The sequence below is a fragment of the Falsibacillus pallidus genome (genome assembly GCF_050990905.1).
GTDB classification, from domain to species: Bacteria; Bacillota; Bacilli; order Bacillales; family DSM-25281; genus Falsibacillus; species Falsibacillus pallidus_A.
This window is the reverse complement of the sequence record NZ_CP158866.1, coordinates 1,098,412-1,113,301: the sequence shown is the minus strand read 5'-3', so window position 1 is coordinate 1,113,301 and position 14,890 is coordinate 1,098,412. Positions and strand designations below refer to the sequence as shown.

General features: G+C 41.6%; 19 protein-coding genes. 8 read left to right on the top strand and 11 right to left on the bottom strand.

All coding sequences use genetic code 11. The annotated features are described in order from the left end of the window. Nucleotides 1–3: 3 nt before the first annotated feature. On the bottom strand, nucleotides 4–834 hold the full coding sequence (gene liaF / locus ABTV07_RS05995) for a cell wall-active antibiotics response protein LiaF (protein WP_433748693.1): 831 nt from the start codon (nucleotides 832–834) through the stop codon (nucleotides 4–6). A 248-nt stretch (nucleotides 835–1,082) separates the two neighbouring features. Here liaF and ABTV07_RS05990 point away from each other — a divergent pair, with 248 nt between their 5' ends. Further along, the gene (locus ABTV07_RS05990; RefSeq protein ID WP_433748691.1) at nucleotides 1,083–2,477 is read left to right on the top strand and encodes a hypothetical protein; all 1,395 of its coding nucleotides are present in this window, start codon (nucleotides 1,083–1,085) and stop codon (nucleotides 2,475–2,477) included. A 424-nt stretch (nucleotides 2,478–2,901) separates the two neighbouring features. Here the strand turns inward: ABTV07_RS05990 and ABTV07_RS05985 are convergent, their stop codons facing one another. Next, nucleotides 2,902–3,507: a phosphatase PAP2 family protein gene (locus tag ABTV07_RS05985; protein WP_433748688.1), complete on the bottom strand. Its 606-nt coding sequence runs from the start codon at nucleotides 3,505–3,507 to the stop codon at nucleotides 2,902–2,904. 152 nt (nucleotides 3,508–3,659) lie between these two features. Between ABTV07_RS05985 and ABTV07_RS05980 the strand changes: the two genes are divergently transcribed. Continuing rightward, complete coding sequence (locus ABTV07_RS05980) at nucleotides 3,660–4,868, top strand: M20 family metallopeptidase (RefSeq protein ID WP_433748685.1); 1,209 nt, start codon at nucleotides 3,660–3,662, stop codon at nucleotides 4,866–4,868. A gap of 25 nt (nucleotides 4,869–4,893) precedes the next feature. On the opposite strand, the gene ABTV07_RS05975 is transcribed toward ABTV07_RS05980, so the two are convergent. The 3 genes from ABTV07_RS05975 to ABTV07_RS05965 are packed head-to-tail and all read right to left on the bottom strand — an operon-like array spanning nucleotide 4,894 to nucleotide 7,614. Next, nucleotides 4,894–5,616: an EcsC family protein gene (locus tag ABTV07_RS05975; RefSeq protein WP_433748682.1), complete on the bottom strand. Its 723-nt coding sequence runs from the start codon at nucleotides 5,614–5,616 to the stop codon at nucleotides 4,894–4,896. Nucleotides 5,617–5,657: 41 nt separating this feature from the next. Continuing rightward, on the bottom strand, nucleotides 5,658–6,878 hold the full coding sequence (locus tag ABTV07_RS05970; RefSeq protein WP_433748679.1) for an ABC transporter permease: 1,221 nt from the start codon (nucleotides 6,876–6,878) through the stop codon (nucleotides 5,658–5,660). Beyond that, complete coding sequence (locus tag ABTV07_RS05965) at nucleotides 6,865–7,614, bottom strand: ABC transporter ATP-binding protein (RefSeq protein ID WP_433751123.1); 750 nt, start codon at nucleotides 7,612–7,614, stop codon at nucleotides 6,865–6,867. The genes ABTV07_RS05970 and ABTV07_RS05965 overlap by 14 nt, the downstream gene beginning before the upstream one ends. 574 nt (nucleotides 7,615–8,188) lie before the next feature. Here ABTV07_RS05965 and ABTV07_RS05960 point away from each other — a divergent pair. The 4 genes from ABTV07_RS05960 to ABTV07_RS05945 all read left to right on the top strand — a co-directional run bounded on the left by ABTV07_RS05960 (nucleotide 8,189) and on the right by ABTV07_RS05945 (nucleotide 10,941). Then, nucleotides 8,189–8,611, top strand: coding sequence for an HIT family protein (locus ABTV07_RS05960; RefSeq protein ID WP_433748677.1), 423 nt, complete (start codon nucleotides 8,189–8,191; stop codon nucleotides 8,609–8,611). Nucleotides 8,612–8,799: 188 nt separating this feature from the next. Next, a complete protein-coding gene (locus tag ABTV07_RS05955) occupies nucleotides 8,800–9,309 on the top strand; it encodes a tryptophan transporter (RefSeq protein WP_433748674.1) in 510 nt (169 codons plus the stop codon). Nucleotides 9,310–9,697: 388 nt separating this feature from the next. Next, nucleotides 9,698–10,069, top strand: coding sequence for a YtxH domain-containing protein (locus ABTV07_RS05950; RefSeq protein WP_433748671.1), 372 nt, complete (start codon nucleotides 9,698–9,700; stop codon nucleotides 10,067–10,069). Nucleotides 10,070–10,365: 296 nt separating this feature from the next. Beyond that, nucleotides 10,366–10,941, top strand: coding sequence for an HTH-type transcriptional regulator Hpr (locus ABTV07_RS05945; protein ID WP_433748668.1), 576 nt, complete (start codon nucleotides 10,366–10,368; stop codon nucleotides 10,939–10,941). Between the two features lies 1 nt (nucleotide 10,942). On the opposite strand, the gene ABTV07_RS05940 is transcribed toward ABTV07_RS05945, so the two are convergent. Next, entirely contained in the window at nucleotides 10,943–11,272 is a 330-nt protein-coding gene (locus ABTV07_RS05940; RefSeq protein ID WP_433748665.1) for a DUF1878 family protein, read from the bottom strand. Nucleotides 11,273–11,479: 207 nt separating this feature from the next. Between ABTV07_RS05940 and ABTV07_RS05935 the strand changes: the two genes are divergently transcribed. Beyond that, nucleotides 11,480–11,659: a hypothetical protein gene (locus ABTV07_RS05935; RefSeq protein ID WP_433748663.1), complete on the top strand. Its 180-nt coding sequence runs from the start codon at nucleotides 11,480–11,482 to the stop codon at nucleotides 11,657–11,659. An 88-nt stretch (nucleotides 11,660–11,747) separates the two neighbouring features. On the opposite strand, the gene ABTV07_RS05930 is transcribed toward ABTV07_RS05935, so the two are convergent. The 3 genes from ABTV07_RS05930 to ABTV07_RS05920 all read right to left on the bottom strand — a co-directional run bounded on the left by ABTV07_RS05930 (nucleotide 11,748) and on the right by ABTV07_RS05920 (nucleotide 12,253). Next, entirely contained in the window at nucleotides 11,748–11,834 is an 87-nt protein-coding gene (locus ABTV07_RS05930) for a YjcZ family sporulation protein (protein WP_114744071.1), read from the bottom strand. Nucleotides 11,835–11,903: 69 nt separating this feature from the next. After that, nucleotides 11,904–11,984, bottom strand: a complete 81-nt coding sequence (locus tag ABTV07_RS05925) for a YjcZ family sporulation protein (RefSeq protein WP_114744072.1) — start codon at nucleotides 11,982–11,984, stop codon at nucleotides 11,904–11,906. Between the two features lie 182 nt (nucleotides 11,985–12,166). Next, entirely contained in the window at nucleotides 12,167–12,253 is an 87-nt protein-coding gene (locus ABTV07_RS05920; protein ID WP_114744073.1) for a YjcZ family sporulation protein, read from the bottom strand. Nucleotides 12,254–12,435: 182 nt separating this feature from the next. On the opposite strand from ABTV07_RS05920, the gene ABTV07_RS05915 reads away from it, so the two are divergent. Then, nucleotides 12,436–13,335, top strand: coding sequence for a peptidylprolyl isomerase (locus ABTV07_RS05915; RefSeq protein ID WP_433748660.1), 900 nt, complete (start codon nucleotides 12,436–12,438; stop codon nucleotides 13,333–13,335). A gap of 59 nt (nucleotides 13,336–13,394) precedes the next feature. On the opposite strand, the gene ABTV07_RS05910 is transcribed toward ABTV07_RS05915, so the two are convergent. Both ABTV07_RS05910 and yhaM read right to left on the bottom strand, forming a co-directional pair. Continuing rightward, nucleotides 13,395–13,586 (bottom strand): sporulation YhaL family protein, encoded by a 192-nt coding sequence (locus ABTV07_RS05910; protein WP_433748657.1) that lies wholly within the window; start codon nucleotides 13,584–13,586, stop codon nucleotides 13,395–13,397. A gap of 342 nt (nucleotides 13,587–13,928) precedes the next feature. Continuing rightward, on the bottom strand, nucleotides 13,929–14,873 hold the full coding sequence (yhaM, locus tag ABTV07_RS05905) for a 3'-5' exoribonuclease YhaM (protein WP_433748655.1): 945 nt from the start codon (nucleotides 14,871–14,873) through the stop codon (nucleotides 13,929–13,931). Between the last annotated feature and the right edge of the window lie 17 nt (nucleotides 14,874–14,890).

Here is a 14,890-nt window from a genome sequence, read left to right as displayed (position 1 = left end):
TTCTCATACCCTATCGATCCGGATATCGCCGATTCCAAGCTTAATCGTCAAATCAAGTTTTTTAACAGCATCCTCATATCCCGGCGACTCATAATACATATTGGAACGAAGCAGTTCCTCCGACGTTCCGTTGAAAATTTTGATATCACCTATTTTCACCTCAATCGTAATCCTGACAGGCAAATCCTCCGGGACAAGCATTTTGATGTCCCCGATCCAGCCTTTGATTTTAATAGGCGTCCTTTTTTCGGGAATATAGGCCTTGCTGAAGTCAAAATAATAGTCTCCGATAACATTTGTTAAACTCATAGGCTCAACAGCCCAATTCGGATCCTTGAATTTCACATCCCCGATAATATAGCTATTGATTTTCCGCTCTTTCTTATCTTTCTTAAGGCTTATGCCAGTATTCCCTTCTTCCTCGTCATCGTCTTCATCATCCTCGCCATTATTCTGGAACGGGTAATTCCCTTCTATTAAGACTTTCATCCTTTTCTTGAAAAATAGCCCGCTGATGGCAATCGAAACAATCAAGATCGGCCATAGCTTCCACCAATCTCCCCAGCTGAAGGAAATCATTCCCCAGTGGGCAGCCAACAAAAGACCGCCATAGCTTAAGGTATATAACCCCCAAAAAAGTGAGCCTGAAGAACGTTGCATAATACCTTTTATGAAAGTGGACAAACCGTACATTACCAGCAAAAAAGGAATGAATATGACAAAAACCTCTTTTATTTCCAAGGAAATGACACCAATATTCACCAATAATAAGAATAATCCAACCATGAGCAATATGATTGAAATCACCCATTGCTTTCCTGTCCTATATCTCAAATCTTCCCCCGCCTTTTCACCTTTCAATAAATTAACTTCGGTATTTTTCATTTATCTCCTTTAATTATCTTAAGAAATTTTACAGAAAGCCATAACAATCGCCCGCTCGAATTCATCTCCGTCCCAAGACTGAAAATATATTTACTCTGTTCTCACATGTTTTCTTTCTGTTCATATTCTGTATTACAGAAAACGGGCGTATATCCATATTCGCCTGGACTGTCGAACAAGACAAAGGAGGAATTAATATGGGAGTAGAATTGATTTCGCTTCATTGGATTTATGTCGTTTTTATCGGATTGATCATTCTCTTCATGATTTTCAGGCGCGATACATCGATCCTATGTATTGCAGGGATTTTCCTGATTGCCCTCACCGCTACAGGATCCCTTACCCATTCTGTGACCAGCGTTTTCAATAGTTTTATATATGCCATCAGTGAATTGTTATCGACCATCCTCGTCATTTCCATTATCGTAGCAATGAGCAGAAGCCTTACCTCCACAGGTATAAACGATGTCATGATCTCACCATTTACGAAGCTGATAAAAACACCTGCACTTGCGTATTGGACGATCGGGATTTTGATGATGATCATTTCCTGGTTCTTCTGGCCATCTCCTGCCGTTGCTTTGATGGGGGCAGTCCTTGTACCGGTTGCGCTCCGGGTTGGCCTTCCTGCATTAGGGATTGCAATGGCCATGAACTTATTCGGGCACGGCATTGCACTGTCGGGGGACTTTGTCATTCAGGCTGCACCAAAACTGACAGCCGATGCAGCAGGTCTTCCCGTCAATGAGGTTATACAAGCGAGCATTCCCCTTGTCATCGTGATGGGAGTTGTAACTACCGTTACGGCCTTCTGGTTCTTGAAGCGTGATATGAAAAAAGGAGTCCTGAAGGTGGACAGTTCCGTAATTGCCGATACGGAGAGCCTGCCTGGCGAAGAGACCAATCTATCAAAGGGATGGAAAAAGTTCTTCGCTGTCCTCATTCCTGTTTTATTCGCTCTCGACATTTGGGGCATGGTCCATTATAAATTACAGGGCGGCGATGCCACTGCACTTGTCGGCGGTACGTCCATTTTCATCATGCTCTTGATAACATTGGCAGGCTTCAAAAACAAAGGATTGGAAAAAACAACTCAATTTTTGATTGATGGTTTCCAATTTGGTTTTAAAGTGTTCGGACCAGTCATTCCGATCGCTGCTTTCTTTTATTTAGGAGATGCCGGATTTCAAACGATTGTCGGGGACTTCCTTCCAAAAGGATCCCAAGGAATTGTCAATGACCTTGGAGTCGGATTGGCTTCCATCGTTCCACTTTCAAAAGAAATCGGGGCAATTACACTTACGACTGTAGGGGCCATCACTGGACTCGACGGCTCGGGATTCTCAGGCATCTCTCTCGCTGGTTCAATCGCGAATCTATTCGCCCACGCCATCGGTGCCGGAGCTGCCACATTGACAGCACTCGGCCAGATTGCTGCGATATGGGTAGGCGGGGGTACGCTTGTCCCTTGGGCACTAATTCCAGCAGCAGCCATCTGCAACGTGGACCCATTTGAACTTGCCAGGAGAAACCTCCTTCCAGTAGTCCTGGGTTTAATAGTCACAACAGTAGTTGCGATGTTTTTGATATAGGAACAAAAGCGGAAGCGCCTTGAAAGCCCCGACCAGCATAAGACGGAACTCGAAGGAAATCCTGATTTCCGTAGAGGTTCGGCTTATGACTCGAGGGGCTAGGCGCTGGAGCTGGACACAAAAGCGCAAGCGGCTTGATCAGCCCCGACCAGCATAAGACGGAACTCGAAGGAAATCCTGATTTCCGTAGAGGTTCGGCTTATGACTCGAGGGGCTAGGCGCTGGAGCTGGACACAAAAGCGCAAGCGGCTTGATCAGCCCCGACCAGCATAAGACGGAACTCGAAGGAAATCCTGATTTCCGTAGAGGTTCGGCTTATGACTCGAGGGGCTAGGCGCTGGAGCTGGACGTTTATTCACTTATTTCAAAATTATCCACAAGGTTACATTTTATAATTTCTTAGAAGATAGAAAAGCAAACGGGTTTATATCCGTTTGCTTTTTGTTTGCAGCTTTTCATAAAGTGCAAGAAGGAACATGAATACGGAAAATCCCAGAAAGTATCCTCCGATGACATCTGTAGGATAATGAGCATAGGTCACGATCCTGCTTAGCCCTGTCAAAAGAGCTAGTAATCCCGCTGCAATATATACTCCTTTTTTGGACGGATTTCTTCTCATGGAACCGGCTATGAAGAAGGCAGCCAATAAATAAAAAATGATTCCCACCATTGCATGGCCGCTTGTGAAGCTATAGCCCTCTTCACCGTGTGCCATCGCCGGGCGCTCCCTCATGACGGCTCCCTTCAGCCATTTATTCAGTAAGTTCCCACCTGCCACAGATACCAGGAGCAGGGCAATCCCGTAATAATCTTTTTTCCACGACCACAAGAAAATAATCAGGGCGATGCTCCCTCCGCCAATGACCAGCTCCGTTCCAAAGATACCGAAGAAACGCAGGAATGAAAATGAATGCATCCAATTGGCTGCAGATGAATCAAATGAAGTACTGCTTCCTTTCTCCACCATTAGCAGCACGGCTAAAAAAGCAAAAAAAGATATGAGTCCAAATAAAATCTTCTTAAAGTTCATGATTAACTCCTTTTCCAAAAATGGTATACCTTACTATTTTATTATAGTTCGTTCATTTTTTTCACTTAATTTTTCATATCGACTCAATTATGTTTGGTAAAGTGATATAATATTTTACAATCTTCAGATAATTACAGAATGGAGGCTTTAATATGCTCAATCAATTATTTCAAAAGCTTGAGAATCATTATAGTGAAATGGTGGATATTCGGCGCTACCTCCACCAGCATCCTGAACTCTCATTCAAAGAAGTGAATACAGCAAAATACATAGCTGATTTTTATCGGGATCTCGGAGTGGATTTCCGGGAAGGCGTCGGCGGAAACGGGATCGTTGCAAAGATTAAAGGGGCTCATCCTGGAAAAACCATTGCTCTGAGGGCGGATTTCGATGCTCTTCCCATCAATGAAGAAACGGGCCTCCCATTTCAGTCCCTTACCCCTGGTGTGATGCACGCATGCGGCCATGACGGTCATACAGCCACATTACTGACATTGGCCAAATCTATTTTTCAATTAAAGGATCAACTTTCAGGAGAGTACGTATTTATCCATCAGCACGCCGAAGAATATGCTCCCGGGGGGGCGATTGAAATGATTAAAGATGGGTGCCTCGAAGGTGTGGATGTTATATTCGGGACTCATTTGTGGGCGACTGTACCTGTCGGGGTGATCACCACGAAATCCGGACCGATTATGGCTGCTGCAGACCGCTTTGAAATTGTCATTAAAGGATCGGGTGGACATGGGGCCCAACCGCATAAAACGAAGGATTCAGTTGTCATTGGGGCACAAGTGGTGGCAAGTCTCCAGCAAATTGTAAGCCGCAGGGTCAATCCAATTGATTCTGCCGTTCTTTCCATCGGATCGTTCATGGCCGATAATGCCTTCAATGTCATCGCTGATACAGCTAAACTGATCGGTACTGTCCGCACATTCAATGAAGATGTAAGGGATCAAATTGAAGAAGAAATGGAAAGAGTGGTCAAAGGCGTCTGTGAAATGTGGGGGGCATCCTATGACTACAATTTTGATCGGGGATACCCTGCTGTTGTCAACCATCATGAAGAAACACAATTTTTAAAGGACTGTGCCAGGAATGTCCCTGAAATCATTCAGGTGGAGGAAGCAGAGCCTGAAATGGGTGGAGAAGATTTCGCTTACTATCTGCAGCATGTAAAGGGCAGCTTTTTCTTTACCGGTGCAAAACCAGAAGGAATCGATCCACCATATCCCCACCACCATCCTAAATTTGATTTTGATGAAAAATCCATGCTGATCGCTGCCAAAACGTTGGGGCACGCAGCATTATCTTTTCAAGAAGCTCCATCAGTTGAGGAACATGCTGTTGTAAAGAAATAGTAACTAATAAAGCTGACCACATAGGTCAGCTTTTTTCATTAAAATATCTGATTCGATAAGCCTGAATGGCCGTCTCGCCCAGATAGTCAAGCAGATTAAAATTGGCATATGCCCCCACTGCTGCACCTATTCCCGGCAGCATTTGGAGAAGTTTCACAAAATCAATGTAGTCTCGATATTCCTGCTGGAGGATTTTCCAATCAATTTCATTACTCCCTTGATCATCCTTCTCCCAGTTTTCAATTCTTACAAGTTGATTCATTCGTTTGTCATCATTCGAAAAGGCTAATTGAAATACTGTCAAGATGAACAGCCTTTCTTCCATGGAGCGAATGTCATATCCATAAATCGCGGAAATATCAAAAAGCAATTTCATTTTAATCGATAAGAGCAGAGGGAAATCTGCGAGGCCCAGCATGAAACCGCCTGCCCCCGTACCAGCACCTTCGATGGCTGCCGTTTTCTTATAGAATTCAATCTTCTTCCTGATATTCATTTCGATTTCTTCCAGTTCCAAAATTGTACTGACCTGGCTTTTTGTCAAATATTCAGAACCATACAAAGCAGCTTCCACCATTTTTTTAATGCTTTCGGTCATCACGAGATGAATTTTTTCAGGGATCAAATCATTCATTTTTCCCTGAGCTTTCTTGGCCATCCTTTTCATCATCCCGGATTTGGTGGTTATTTTCCGCTTCCATAATTCATTTTCACTTTTTGCTGCCATTTCATAATTGGATAATCCCATATGCTCTCCCTCCATTTCCGACAAACGCATCAAAAGAATGTTCAATGATTCATTTTCTTAAGCCTCGAAGGAATATAAGCTCTTACTAAAAGGATGACGAATAACAGCCCTGCCGCTGCTAATATGGCGCTATTTGCCCATTCTCCTTTTACAGCTTCTGCGGCAAAGAAAAGAATCATCTCAGCAGACAGGATGTACTGCATCAATTTTAAGAATGCTTTCGTTTTCCATTCCTTCTTCAAAGGATAGATATGAATCCAGAGCTTGTGATCCTGGCTCCCCAACAATGGAATAAGTTGAATCCCAGTCAGGTACACAAATAATAATGCGAGCCCGATAATAAGATAGAGGTTTGTACTGAAGAATATTAAAAGCGCTCCAATGACTAATAGCCGTATAAACAATCCAAAGTATTCCGAGTTGCGGATGAACGTGCGGAAGAATAGATGCCAATAACTGTTTTCACGCCCGTAAGCGGAAAATTGAAACAGCCAATCGAGCCATTTCCTCCTCTTCACTTCCCCTTTTAGTTTAGGGACATCGGTAAAAAGGTTTGCTGTCCGATAAAAAGCCATCATCCGCTGCTCTTCCATTCTAATAAGCTTATCCCATTTAACGAGCTTCTTCCCTGCTGTCTTTGAGAAATAAGCGAGAAGCAGCAGATAAATCACTCCGATGAAGCCGATGAAATAGATCGGGGCACCATCCACAACTAAATACAGCAATACTGAATTCAGTGCCAGCCTTACCCAAAAGTCCAATCGGCTGTATTCCATTTCTTGAAATTTTAATACGTACCAGCGGATATAAAGGTTCCATATTTTCATCAACAACAGCACCAGCAAAAGAAGAAAGAAGAAAGAGAATCCATTGCCTTTCACCTGTGCATATATAGGCATGAGCACCGCTGCCAAAATCAATAAAACATAGCTTTGGGAGAGGAAACTCGACCAGATTCCTTTATGGAAATAAGCATTCATTTTTGTTTCAAGCTGTATTAAAAATACTTGGTCAGCTTCCTTTAAAAGGGTCTGGATGGGGCTGATCGCTGCTGTCAATCCCAAAATCAGCGCCATCATCAAGGCGACGGGGAAATTCCCATCAAGGGAATGCACCCATTTTTGGTAATAAAACGCACCACCGCCGATGCCGAATATCACTACAAACAGCAAGTGATCATTCAGCATGTAGCGCAGATATTTCCGAAGTTCGTTATGATTTTCCCTGCTTCTATCTCTCCACAAACGATTAATTTCCTTCATCCTGATCTTCCTTTGTCAGTTGTATATAAATGTCGTCCAAAGTGGCTCCAGGCATGTTGAATTCCATTTGCAGGTCACGCAGCGTGCCTTTTGCCCTGATTTCACCGTTATGGAGAATGATAAAGGAATCGCAATATCTCTCAGCTGTTGCCAATATATGCGTTGACATTAAAATACCGGCTCCACTTTCTTTCATTTTATTCATCAATTCCAGCAGGGATTGAATGCCAAGGGGGTCGAGTCCTACAAATGGTTCGTCAATGATGTAAAGGCTTGGCTCAACCATAAAGGCACACATAATCATGACTTTTTGCTTCATTCCTTTTGAAAAATGCGAAGGGAACCAGCCAAGCTTTTTTTCCAGGCGAAATTCTTTCAATAATGGCTCCATTCTTTTTTTCATTTCATTCTCTTCAAGTCCGTACGCCATCGCAGTAAGCCTTAAATGTTCTTCAAGCGTCAATTCTTCATATAGGATTGGCGTTTCTGGTATGTATGTGAACTGTCTTCTATATTCATCCGGATCATTAGCCAGATTCTTTCCATCAATTGTCACTTCCCCTTTTTTTGGGTCCATCAATCCGATGATGTGTTTGATGGTGGTGCTTTTTCCCGCTCCATTCAGTCCAATCAAACCGACCATTTCATTTCGATTGATGGAAAAGGATACGTCTTTCAGGACCGGCTTTTTCGTATAGCCTCCACTTAAATTTGTCACTTTCAATAAAGACATGATCTGAAAACACCCTTTCTGCAGCCTGTACTTCTTCTCCCCATTTTAGCAAATTTCAACTTCATTTGTTACTTCGAAAGAAAAGAACAGGAAAAGATTTCTAGTAATATTCACTTTCAAATTGCACATTCTATATTCGAAGGGGTTAAAAAAACTCGATAACGGGGTGGTTGTTAAAGACCGAGTACCGTGTTTGCATTAGCAATTCGAGCCATATCCAAAGGAAATAGTCATCGTGCATGGATATGACCAAATCACAATTCAATTGATTAAACGACCAAATGAGGTGTTTATCAAAGAAAGATCGCCATTGATGTCTTTATGTTCCAAGTGATTGGAGTTCTTAAAGAATAAGGGGATGATCGTTTTGAACGTGAGTACTGGAGTCCAATTCGATTTGTAGTACACTTTTCATGACAAATGAGGTGTCTGTCAAAGAGAGAAGCCGAAGCTAAAAAAACCTTTAACCCTTCAATTGGGCAGGATCTTCTACGAGAATCCTGCCCTTTTACATTTCCCTGTACTCATCTTGCTATGATAAAATAAAGGAAAATCATGTATGGAAAGGCGGAGAAATATGAGCGATTGTATTTTTTGCAAAATTATCAATGGGGACATCCCCGCTTCCAAAGTATTTGAAAACGAGCATGTCATGGCCTTCCTTGATATCAGCCAAGTCACAAAAGGACATACCCTGGTCATTCCAAAAGTACATAAGGAAAACTTGTATGAATTGACTCCGGAAATTGCCGCAAACCTATTTGAAGCCGTCCCGCAGATTGCAAATGCCATCAAGCAGGAATTCGATCCTCTCGGCTTGAACGTTTTGAATAACAATGGCGAACATGCAGGACAATCTGTATTCCATTTCCACATGCACTTGATTCCGCGATACGGAAAAGGCGACGGATTCGGAGCAGTCTGGAAAACCAACGAAAGCCAGTACACTTCAGAAGATCTGAAATCCATCGCAACATCCATCAGTCAGCATATTAAATGATACATTTAGGCAGGCCATGAGCCTGTTTTTTTTTGGAGCTTTCCATTTCGTTTCAAATTGCTCCCCCGTCTTCTATCCTAGAAATCTATCATTGGATATGTTATACTATGGACAATCTTTCGCTGCAGGCACAGGCGCACTGCAGGAGGGACAATAGCTTAGTCAGAATAGAATAGGAGAGTTGAGAAATGAAGACAAAAACATTAGTAGCCCTATCTCTCATTGTGGGGATTGGCGCAGTATTGCACACGATTATACCGGGATTCGTCATGGGGTTGAAACCTGACATGATGCTCAGCATGATGTTCTTAGGAATCCTTTTATTCCCTGAAAAGAAAAATGTTCTTTTGCTCGGTGCTGTTACGGGGGTCTTGTCCGGCCTGACTTCTACATTCCCAGGAGGATTTGTCCCGAATATCATTGATAAATTGATTTCATCCTTTGCATTCTACTACCTTTATATATTGATTGCGAAAAAATCTGCTTCCGTACAGTCCGCAACGGTATTGACTGTGATTGGAACGGTAATATCAGGAGCCATCTTCCTGACATCCGCTTATTTAATCTTCGGCCTCCCCGGTTCATTTGCTGCATTATTCGGTGTAGGGGTTCTTCCTGCAGCAGTATTGAATGGCATTGTGATGTTCATCATTTATCCAATCGTCACCGGCATCTTGAGAAGAACGCAAATAGCATGAAGAAACAAAAGCTCCAGCGCCACGATCAAGGCGCTGGAGCTTTTCTCATTGCAAGGCAGCCATAAAAAGCCCGAGCAAAAATGCTGCCCCGCCTGCCAAAGCCATCGTCCGAGCCCTTTTTTTCAAAACGTTTCTTGGAGGATACATCCCAGGCTTTTTGGCGGAAAGGAAAAAATAGAGCGCACCCAAAAAAGCAATTGCACTGATTAAAAATACAATTTTTATAAAACCACCCATATATCCCCCACTCCCTACATTCCTTTTTACTATACTTATGTCTATAAATTCGAAAATATCGTAAAAAAATACTGATTCACGAAAGGGTTATGCTTGCAAGTAGGAGAAAAAACATGTAGAAAGGTAATATCTAAATGAATGGAGTGAGAATATGAATAAAAAGATTTTTTCATATGGACTTCTAGTCGGGGCCGCTGCAGGTGCGGTTTCAGCTTTATTGAGTGCTCCGTCATCCGGAAGAGATCTTCGGGAGCAGCTGCAGCATTCTGCTGAGGAATGGCTTGAGATGGTAAAGGATATGAAGGTAAACGTAGTCAACTTGAAAGATTCCGTTGCAAAGTTGTCTGCCGAGGGCAAAGAAACCATTCTTCAGTTGACAGCCGATATCAAGGAAATCGTTCAGCAATGGCAAATGGAGTCCAAGCCTATCAAAGAACAATTAGATAAAGAAATCGCTGAAATCCAAAGAACAATCGAAGAACTTGAAAGTGAAATTCGCTCTACTGATAAAACTGAACAGTAATTGTCATTTCTTAGCCTGTCCTTAAAAAATTGGGACAGGCTTTTTTATTTTCCTAAACAAACATTGGTGTATATCCCTTCCCTTGAAAATACTGCTCTCATCCCTCTCTGTGAACGGTAAATTGAGGAACAAGATTTAACGTTTAATTTTATTTCAAAAAATTTTGTAAATTTATATCTTTATTAATTTTTGTTTTATTGGCATAATAATATGTAAGGGTTTCCTAAAATTATGAATCAATTCCTCTAGAGTCTTTCATGCAGCAAAAAATACATAAGTAAGCAGGTGAATCTAAAATGAATGAAACTCCATTCTCTATGAAAGAAGCCATGTTATTCAGCCAGCGTATCGCGCAGCTGAGCAAAGCATTATGGAAATCGATTGAAAAGGATTGGCAGCAATGGATCAAGCCCTATGAATTGAATATAAATGAACACCACATTTTATGGATTGCCTATCATTTAAAGGGCGCTTCTATTTCAGATGTGGCAAAATTCGGGGTCATGCACGTTTCAACGGCTTTTAACTTCTCAAAGAAATTAGAAGAACGAGAGCTTCTGAAGTTTTCAAAAAAGGAAAATGATAAAAGGAATACGTACGTAGAACTTACGCAAAAGGGCGAGGAACTTCTCCTGCACTCAATGGAAAACTATGAACCTACAGAAAACGTGGTCTTCCAAGGTGCTATGCCATTAAGGAGATTATATGGTAAATTTCCGGAAATCATCGAGATGATGACGATTGTCCGCAACATTTACGGGGAAGATTTTATGGAAATCTTTGAAACATCCTTCCACAACTTTGAATCTGACTTTATAGAAGAAGATGGAAAAATCGTGAAGCTTCAGGAAGAAAAAAAGGAAATAAGCTGATTCATAAATTTTGTTCGAGAAGCTGCATCAACTCCGTGTATAGTTTTTGTTTCACGCATGCCTTGATTACTTGTTTTGGATCTAAGGCTGGATGCAGACTCTCTTTAAATTCTTTAAAAAGCGGAACATAGAAAACAAATCCTTCCGCTTTTTGTTCCTCATATTCTTTGTTCAATCTTTCACACATTTCATGGAATTGTCTTGTTTCTTGTTCAGATAAATCTTTTTCAATGATTAATTTATCAAATTCATGTCCGGTATGAGGCAACATCCCCAGCAAAAGCCTTTGTTGGAACTCCAGCTTTTCCAATCTTTTTATCAATGCATCCATAAATCCTGCCCCCAGTATGATCTCTATTTCATGTACATTGTCAATCTACCAATCATTTTACCACCCTTTTCCTCCCCGCAATAGTGGCTGGCATCGGGATTTTGTTTTTTTGGAAAAATCCCCTTCTATTCCTAAACTAATTCTCTATCTTTTTTTATGATTTTTTGGTATCGTAAAGATTACAGGAGATAAAGGGGAGGGGTTAGAATGATCTCCGCTTTTGTAATTCTATCTATATTTATTTTGTATTTCATCAATGCATTGACTAATTCCTTATGCGTCCAGAAAGAGATTCCCGAGGACAAACAAGGCAAGGTCTTTCGAACGATCAATATCCTGATTACGATATTGCTTGTCTCATCCTACGTCGAAATATTGTTTGCTTAGCTGTCCCATACATAATGCGAGATGAAAAACGTCATAGCATGAACGGAAAGAGGCAGGCCATTGGCCCGCCTCTTGTTACTTTTTCAAATCAGTAAATCCAGGAAGCTCCGATGATGATAAGTAGGATGAAAAGCACCACTAAAAGCGCAAAACCGCTGTTATATCCACAAGTCATTTTATGATCCACCTTTCTATTTTGGGGAACATAAGGCTAATCATGCCTTATGCTCCGTATTTGCCTGCCTTATAGCCAAGCTGCACCAACAATAATCAACAAGATGAACAACACTACGATTAAAGCGAAACCGCCGCCGTATGCACCCATATGTTCCACCTCCTTTAACAAGGACTAAAATATACTATTCAACAACCATCCCGAACGTTTAGGCATTCATCATATAAAAAAAAATTTATCCCCCTGCACCATCGTCTGCAAAGTAAAATGAGGCTTGCTGGTCTGCTGCCAAACCAACCGCCCCATGGATGGATATCCTTTTTAAAAATTAATTAGCAGATGTAGGCTGACCCAACTATAATAAGCAAAATGAAAAGTACTACCAACAGCGCGAAGCCTGCATTATATCCAGCACCCATGGCTCATTACCTCCTTTATTCTCTTCAGCATATCTTATGAAAATTGTGTGACAATTGAATTAATTCATTCGCCTATTTTTCCCAAGTCAATTCGATAAATGTTTTTTTTCTGAATCGATATGTGATATAGTATGTTTTGTGGAAAAGGAACCCACAACATTTTAGTATTGGAGATGTTCAGCATGAAAAAATGGATTCTATCCCTTTCATTGGCTGCCGGTGTAGTCGGTCTTGCAGGCTGCAGTGATGATGGCGGCGGAAGCAAAGATATCGTTGCCAAAACAGATGCCGGAAATGTCACTAAAGAACAGCTTTATGAAGCAATGAAGGATAAATACGGTGAACAAGCACTTCAGCAATTAGTATTCGAAAAAGTATTATCTGACAAATATAAAGTGACAGATAAAGAAGTCGACGAAAAAGTCAAGAACATCAAGGAACAATTAGGGCCTAATTTTGAACAAGCCCTTCAACAATATGGATATAAAAATGAAGACGATCTTCGTGAAACATTCAAGATCGGAATCATGCAGGAAAAAGCTGCAATCAAAGATGTAAAAGTATCTGATGCAGAGCTTAAAAAAGCATACGAAGACTATAAGCCTGAAATCAAGGCACGCCATATCCTAGTTAAAGATGAAAAGACAGCAAAAGAAGTGAAGGCGAAATTGGATAAAGGCGCAAAATTTGAAGACCTGGCTAAGGAATATTCAACAGATCCAGGCTCAAAAGATAAAGGCGGCGACCTTGGCTGGTTTGGTGCAGGCAAGATGGATCCAGCTTTCGAAAAAGCTGCATACAACCTAAAAGTCAACGAAATCAGCGAACCTGTTAAATCTCAATTTGGCTATCACATCATCCAGGTGACAGACAAAAAAGAGAAGAAGTCATTTGCTGATATGAAAAAGCAGCTTGAACATGACGTAAAAGTGTCCAAGCTTGATCAAAACAAAATTCAAGAAGCTATGAAGCGTGAAATCAAGGGTTCTGACTTGAAAATTGAAGATAAAGATCTGAAAACTACTTTTGATCAATTACTGAACGCTCCAGCAGCTGATTCCAGTGCTTCAACTGGTAAATAAGTTTATCGGATGAAACACAAAAAGACCGCCATATGGCGGTCTTTTGTTTTATCAGGGGATCAGGCTCCCTCTTTCATTTGTTTGTTCTTCCGTGTTTCCTTTTCTTTTTCCATTCGGGTGATGTAGATTTCCCCCTCTTTTTCAATCCATTCGTTTTCTGTTTCACGTTCATCTTTTGCGGACTTTACGGTCATAAATGCACTAAACAGGATTCCTGCGGCAATGAAATAGATCCAAATCGGCAATGTCATTTGCTTTCTCTCCTTTTGAATGGTCATTTATCTAAACTGTATGCTTGTCCGCACGAAAAAATGCCTTCTTTCTAGGAAGGCATTTTTTAAGTTGGAATATGCAACTGTTGCTTTCCATTCCAGGCGCTTCGCTTTCCGCGGGGCTGGACATTGAAAAACTTCGTAGAATCAACGCCGCACGAAGGAAATGCGAATGCATTTCCGAGGAGTCTTGCGCCCTACATTCCAAGCAACGCAGTGCATTACAAAGATTCTATTTCCTGCGAAGTAATCAAAAAGTCTTGTAAAGATAGAAAAACAGAAAAAAGGATGCCTCATTTATGAAACATCCCTTATCCATTTTTATTTATGAAACACCGGCTTGTAGAAGGAGCGGTTTTCCAGGGCGAAGACTCTTTCTGAGAATTCTCCCGGCTTGACTCTTTCCAATGCACGGTCGAGCATATTCATTTTTGCATCGAGATTGTCAATGTAATGCAGGATCTCTGCTTCCTTGATCATCGGCACTTTTGGGCTTCCCCATTCGAGCTTTCCATGGTGGCTCAGGACCAAATGCTGAAGGACCATGACTTCTTCTCCATGAATGCCCAGTTCTTCTGCAGCCTTTCCGATTTCGTTCACCATGATGGTGATATGGCCCAGGAGGTTTCCTTCAACAGTGTAAGAAGTCGAAATTGGACCTGATAGTTCCATAACTTTACCAAGGTCATGGAGAATGACACCCGCATATAACAAGTCTTTATCAAGCGACGGATATAAAGCAGCTATGGCTTGTGCCAAATCGAGCATGGACACAACATGATAGGCCAGGCCGGAAACGAACTCATGATGATTTTTCGTTGCTGCCGGGAATTCCAGGAATTCACTTTGATGTTTCTTCATTAAGTGCCTTGTGATGCGTTGAATGTTCGGGTTTTTCATTTCGAAAATATATTGAGTGATCTTACTGGTGATCTCGTCTTTAGTAATAGGGGCCGTTTCAAGGAAATCCGAGATTTGCACCCCTTCTTGTGGATTTGCAGGACGGATCTGCCTTAGTTTTAATTGCTGGCGCCCTCTGTAATTCTGCAGATCTCCGCTCACCTTTACGATGGTCTGAGCCTGGAACACTTTTTCGTCCTCATCTGATGCATCCCACAATTTTGCCTCTATATCCCCTGATTTATCTTGAAGGATGAGGGTCAAAAATGGCTTTCCGTTACTGGCGATCCCTTTTGTCGAAGATTTTATGAGCAAATATAGCTCTACCTGATCTCCGACATCATAATGTAGTACACCACGTGTCATATCAATTACCTCCGAAT

Excerpts from the sequence above, each read along its gene's own strand:
- ABTV07_RS05990 (WP_433748691.1), top strand. The coding sequence starts at position 1,083 with ATGGGAGTAGAATTGATTTCGCTTCATTGGATTTATGTCGTTTTTATC.
- ABTV07_RS05960 (WP_433748677.1), top strand. The coding sequence starts at position 8,189 with ATGAGCGATTGTATTTTTTGCAAAATTATCAATGGGGACATCCCCGCT.
- ABTV07_RS05935 (WP_433748663.1), top strand. The coding sequence starts at position 11,480 with ATGATCTCCGCTTTTGTAATTCTATCTATATTTATTTTGTATTTCATC.
- ABTV07_RS05930 (WP_114744071.1), bottom strand. The coding sequence starts at position 11,834 with ATGACTTGTGGATATAACAGCGGTTTTGCGCTTTTAGTGGTGCTTTTC.
- ABTV07_RS05940 (WP_433748665.1), bottom strand. The coding sequence starts at position 11,272 with ATGGATGCATTGATAAAAAGATTGGAAAAGCTGGAGTTCCAACAAAGG.
- ABTV07_RS05975 (WP_433748682.1), bottom strand. The coding sequence starts at position 5,616 with ATGGGATTATCCAATTATGAAATGGCAGCAAAAAGTGAAAATGAATTA.
- ABTV07_RS05925 (WP_114744072.1), bottom strand. The coding sequence starts at position 11,984 with ATGGGTGCATACGGCGGCGGTTTCGCTTTAATCGTAGTGTTGTTCATC.
- ABTV07_RS05945 (WP_433748668.1), top strand. The coding sequence starts at position 10,366 with ATGAATGAAACTCCATTCTCTATGAAAGAAGCCATGTTATTCAGCCAG.
- ABTV07_RS05970 (WP_433748679.1), bottom strand. The coding sequence starts at position 6,878 with ATGAAGGAAATTAATCGTTTGTGGAGAGATAGAAGCAGGGAAAATCAT.
- yhaM (WP_433748655.1), bottom strand. The coding sequence starts at position 14,873 with ATGACACGTGGTGTACTACATTATGATGTCGGAGATCAGGTAGAGCTA.
- ABTV07_RS05910 (WP_433748657.1), bottom strand. The coding sequence starts at position 13,586 with ATGACATTGCCGATTTGGATCTATTTCATTGCCGCAGGAATCCTGTTT.
- ABTV07_RS05955 (WP_433748674.1), top strand. The coding sequence starts at position 8,800 with ATGAAGACAAAAACATTAGTAGCCCTATCTCTCATTGTGGGGATTGGC.
- ABTV07_RS05985 (WP_433748688.1), bottom strand. The coding sequence starts at position 3,507 with ATGAACTTTAAGAAGATTTTATTTGGACTCATATCTTTTTTTGCTTTT.
- ABTV07_RS05920 (WP_114744073.1), bottom strand. The coding sequence starts at position 12,253 with ATGGGTGCTGGATATAATGCAGGCTTCGCGCTGTTGGTAGTACTTTTC.
- ABTV07_RS05950 (WP_433748671.1), top strand. The coding sequence starts at position 9,698 with ATGAATAAAAAGATTTTTTCATATGGACTTCTAGTCGGGGCCGCTGCA.
- ABTV07_RS05915 (WP_433748660.1), top strand. The coding sequence starts at position 12,436 with ATGAAAAAATGGATTCTATCCCTTTCATTGGCTGCCGGTGTAGTCGGT.
- ABTV07_RS05980 (WP_433748685.1), top strand. The coding sequence starts at position 3,660 with ATGCTCAATCAATTATTTCAAAAGCTTGAGAATCATTATAGTGAAATG.